This is a genomic window from Puniceispirillum sp. (SeqCode) (assembly GCF_965657105.1).
GTDB lineage: Bacteria > Pseudomonadota > Alphaproteobacteria > Puniceispirillales > Puniceispirillaceae > Puniceispirillum.
Genome location: NZ_CBFHNB010000098.1, coordinates 1 through 3,537, shown reverse-complemented (window position 1 = coordinate 3,537; position 3,537 = coordinate 1). Strand labels below are relative to the sequence as shown.

Genomic DNA, 3,537 nt, shown 5'->3' with positions numbered 1-3,537 from the left:
CCTGTATAATTATATAAATACAATTACTTATATTTTTTTAGTTTGACAGATCACTCCGCTGTAAGTATTTTTTCATAGTTGAGTATAAGCATCAAACTGGTCGGCATTAGTTAAGCCGTATTCAAAAAGCTGCAGAGTGAACCACGTAGGCCGCCAATACTCAAAAAGGCTGCGCTGCAAACCTTTATCCAAGCAGTGGGCTTTATAGTGGATCTTTTATTGCCGGCAGCGTCATTTCTTAAAAAGCGTCTGCAACAGCCACACCCCCCATTGAGACGATTGCTTCACGAACAACCACTTTCAGAGAGTCGGCAAGGGCTGATCGAAGTCGAAATTTGGGAACCAACATCGCTACTCGGACACCGTGCTCAAGCGTAAATGGATAGAAAACTATGTTTTTTTGCGATGAATTGATGAGCTCGTAGCTTGACTTCGTGAGTGAGTCAACAAAGGAGTAACCAATATTGCGCTCGACAAAAAGGAGGCTGGAAATCGCCGTTTGCAAATCAACGCGCTGGAAAAATTTTCCACCATATTGTTCGACAGTGTTTTTAATCTGCTTGGTTGTATAATGGTCGCCGTAAAGACCAACAAAGGGCATTCCATCAAGATCCTGCGGCGTAATGGTCTTCTGATTGGCCAACTTTATATTGGCATTGATAGCCAGAAAACCAGGCAGTTTATATTCTTCGATGAAATAGGACTCGCCAGCAAGATCGCGCCGCGGTTCAGCTAGACCTAGGTCATATTGCTGCGATGCAATCAATTCATGAGTGGTTGGTGAAGTGCGTGCCATGAAAGAAATTTTGACGTCAGGGCGTTCAGCAATATAGTTAGCTAATATCCTGGGCATCAAAAATTGCGCTGCCGATGGCAGACAGGCAATGCGCAAATCACCAACGGTACCTTTTCTAACTGTGGTCAGTAATTCCTCGGTAACATCCAGCCTGTTAATTAGGTCTTCACTTCGTTCCAAGAGGAAATGCGCTTCAGCCGTCGGGACAAGTTTACCACCCGTGCGCTCAAAAAGTGTCAGGTCAAGCATATCTTCAAGCGTCTTGATGCCCGAAGATACGGCTGGTTGCGTTCGGTTTACAGCTGCCGCTGCTTGAGACAAGGAGCCGAACTTCATTACAGCATTAAAAAAGCGAAGTTGTTGTATCGTTATCATTAATAAAATCTATAGATATAGCAAAATTATTAAATTGAATTTATTAAAAACACATCTGATAGTCAAGAATGCATGGCTAAGCGCCATACAGTGAGACAATCGATAACCGTCTTTTCGAATGGTTTCGAAAGCAAGGGGAGGAATATAATGACAATTGATTATTCTAAACGGTCTTTCTTAAAGGCCTCAACAAGTCTGGGCGTTGCTGCGGCAACTATTCCCATGGCGAAGTTTGCATGGGCCGCAGGTAAGCCGGTGGAACCTATGAACCTACTGACTTCGAATGCCAGCTTTGATCCGGTTCGTCCAGAAATGGGTCGGTTGATCGCCCAAGCCTGTAAATCAATTGGCTGGGATGTGACACTTGCCGCCGAAGATTACAATATGGGCATTAACAAGGTGTTTCAGGAGAAAGATTTTGATATGTTCATCGTCCGCTGGACTGGACGTGCGAACCGTGTTGATCCTGAAACCTTTACCCGGATGATGTTCCACACAGATGGCAACTATAACAAATGGGGTTATGACAACGCATCGATCAATGAAATGGGCGATATGCAGCAAAAAGAGATGGATGTGGAAAAGCGCCGCGCAATCGTTAAAGCGATGCAGCGCAAGCTATATGAAGACGTGGCCGCATCTCCTATTGTTCACCCCAGCATGACCAATGCTTATCGTGAAGATCGTCTTGATGGCGTTGTGCCTCAGCTTGGTGAAGGAATTGGTAGCTTGTGGACTGATTTGAACATGTCTGTCAAATCAGGTGACGGCTATGTCCGCAATGGTCAGACATCTGCGCTGAAAAACCTAAACCCAGTAAGTGTTACGGACTCAAACGAGTTTAAAGAACTTCGGACTATCTATGACCGTTTGATTCAAGTTGGACCGAATGGTGAATTGGTGCCATGGGCAGCGACATCGGTTAAAGCTGTTGATAACACAACCATTGATATTGTGTTGCGTGATGGAATGAAATTCCATGATGGCAATCCTGTAACCATCGAAGATGTCAAATTCACTTTTGAGTATTATAAAAAGTGGAAGGCGCCATTCTTTATCTCATCTTTGGAAAAATTTGAAGATATGTCGATTACTGGTTCTAACAGCATGCGTATCAAGCTGTCTGAGCCTCATGCGCCTTTGATGATCAACTTCTTTGCGCAAATTTTCATCATCCCACAGCATATCTGGAAGGACATTCCAGAAAAAGCGGGTGTTGACGATGTTCTAAACTTTGCCAATGACAACCCAATTGGAAGTGGGCCATTCAGGTTCGACTATTGGGATCGCGGTAAGGAGCTTAAGGTTTCAGCCTTTGATCAGCATTTTGCCAAGCCAAAATGTGCGGGCATGATCCGGATCACCTATGGCAGCCATGATGCGATGGCAGCAGCCATCGAGGCAGGTGAATGTGACCGTACGCGCTATATTCTCAAGCCAACATTGGTGCAGGATCTTAACAAGATCAACGGTATCGTTGGTAAGGGTTATGCAAGTCATGGTTGGTACGGCTTTATGTTCAACCATACGCGTGGTCCGTTGCAGGATCGCGCCTTCCGTGAGGCTGTCGATCACCTCGTGCCGCGGGATGTCATTCGTGAAGTGATTATGTCGGGCTTTGCCACAAATGGTGGTTCGACCATAGCGCCTGCTAATGAGTATTGGCATGAAGCTGCCATCAAGCCACGGGCAAATAATGTTAAGCTGGCCAAAGATATCTTGTCTAAAGCTGGTTATAGCTGGGATTCCTCCGGCACACTGCATTACCCGGGCTAATCACGGGAAGCGTAGTTGTCAAAATATGTGTTGGGCAGGTGGCAGATTTGTCTCCTGCCTTCCCAGACTACATATTTATTAATACATACTTTATAACAAATATTTCTGGAGACCCGAGCGTGGCTGAATATCTCCTTAGGCGGCTTTTTTACACAATCCTTACGATTTTTGCCGTTGCATCCATTTTGTTCATTATTTTCCGGTTGTTGCCAGGTGATGCTACTATGCAGGTAATCAGTCCGGCCATGGATGAATCTGTGCAAAAGCGTATGAAAGAAGCGTTTGGTCTCGATAAATCGCTTTGGCACCAATATCTGATCTATCTGAAAAATCTTGTTACCTTTGACTGGGGACGCTCTTTTGTTACGTCTCAACCAGTGATGGACATTCTTCAATACCGGTTCTGGAATACAGTTTTGCTAATGTCTGCAGGCATGTGTTTTACCCTCGTAATTGGTATCGGTGCAGGCATTTTGATGGCGTGGCATCGTAATGGCGCTATTGACGTCATTGGCACTGTCTCTGGACTGGTGTTTCAGGCAGCGCCGCCTTTTGTCACCGGATTACTGCTTTTGATGTTGCTTAGCTAT

At 45.1% G+C, this 3,537-nt stretch carries 3 protein-coding genes; 2 read left to right on the top strand and 1 reads right to left on the bottom strand.

The features are described 5' to 3' along the window. Positions 1 to 238: 238 nt before the first annotated feature. Complete coding sequence (locus ACTF7Q_RS10310) at positions 239 to 1,171, bottom strand: LysR family transcriptional regulator (protein ID WP_438997748.1); 933 nt, start codon at positions 1,169 to 1,171, stop codon at positions 239 to 241. A 147-nt stretch (positions 1,172 to 1,318) separates the two neighbouring features. On the opposite strand from ACTF7Q_RS10310, the gene ACTF7Q_RS10305 reads away from it, so the two are divergent. Next, a complete protein-coding gene (locus ACTF7Q_RS10305) occupies positions 1,319 to 2,947 on the top strand; it encodes an ABC transporter substrate-binding protein (protein ID WP_438997747.1) in 1,629 nt (542 codons plus the stop codon). A 119-nt stretch (positions 2,948 to 3,066) separates the two neighbouring features. Beyond that, a partial coding sequence (locus ACTF7Q_RS10300) for an ABC transporter permease (protein ID WP_438997746.1) occupies positions 3,067 to 3,537 on the top strand: 471 nt, incomplete at its 3' end.

What these genes read in the sequence shown, in the direction of transcription:
- ACTF7Q_RS10310 (WP_438997748.1), bottom strand. Translation starts at nt 1,171, where the DNA reads ATGATAACGATACAACAACTTCGCTTTTTTAATGCTGTAATGAAGTTC.
- ACTF7Q_RS10305 (WP_438997747.1), top strand. Translation starts at nt 1,319, where the DNA reads ATGACAATTGATTATTCTAAACGGTCTTTCTTAAAGGCCTCAACAAGT.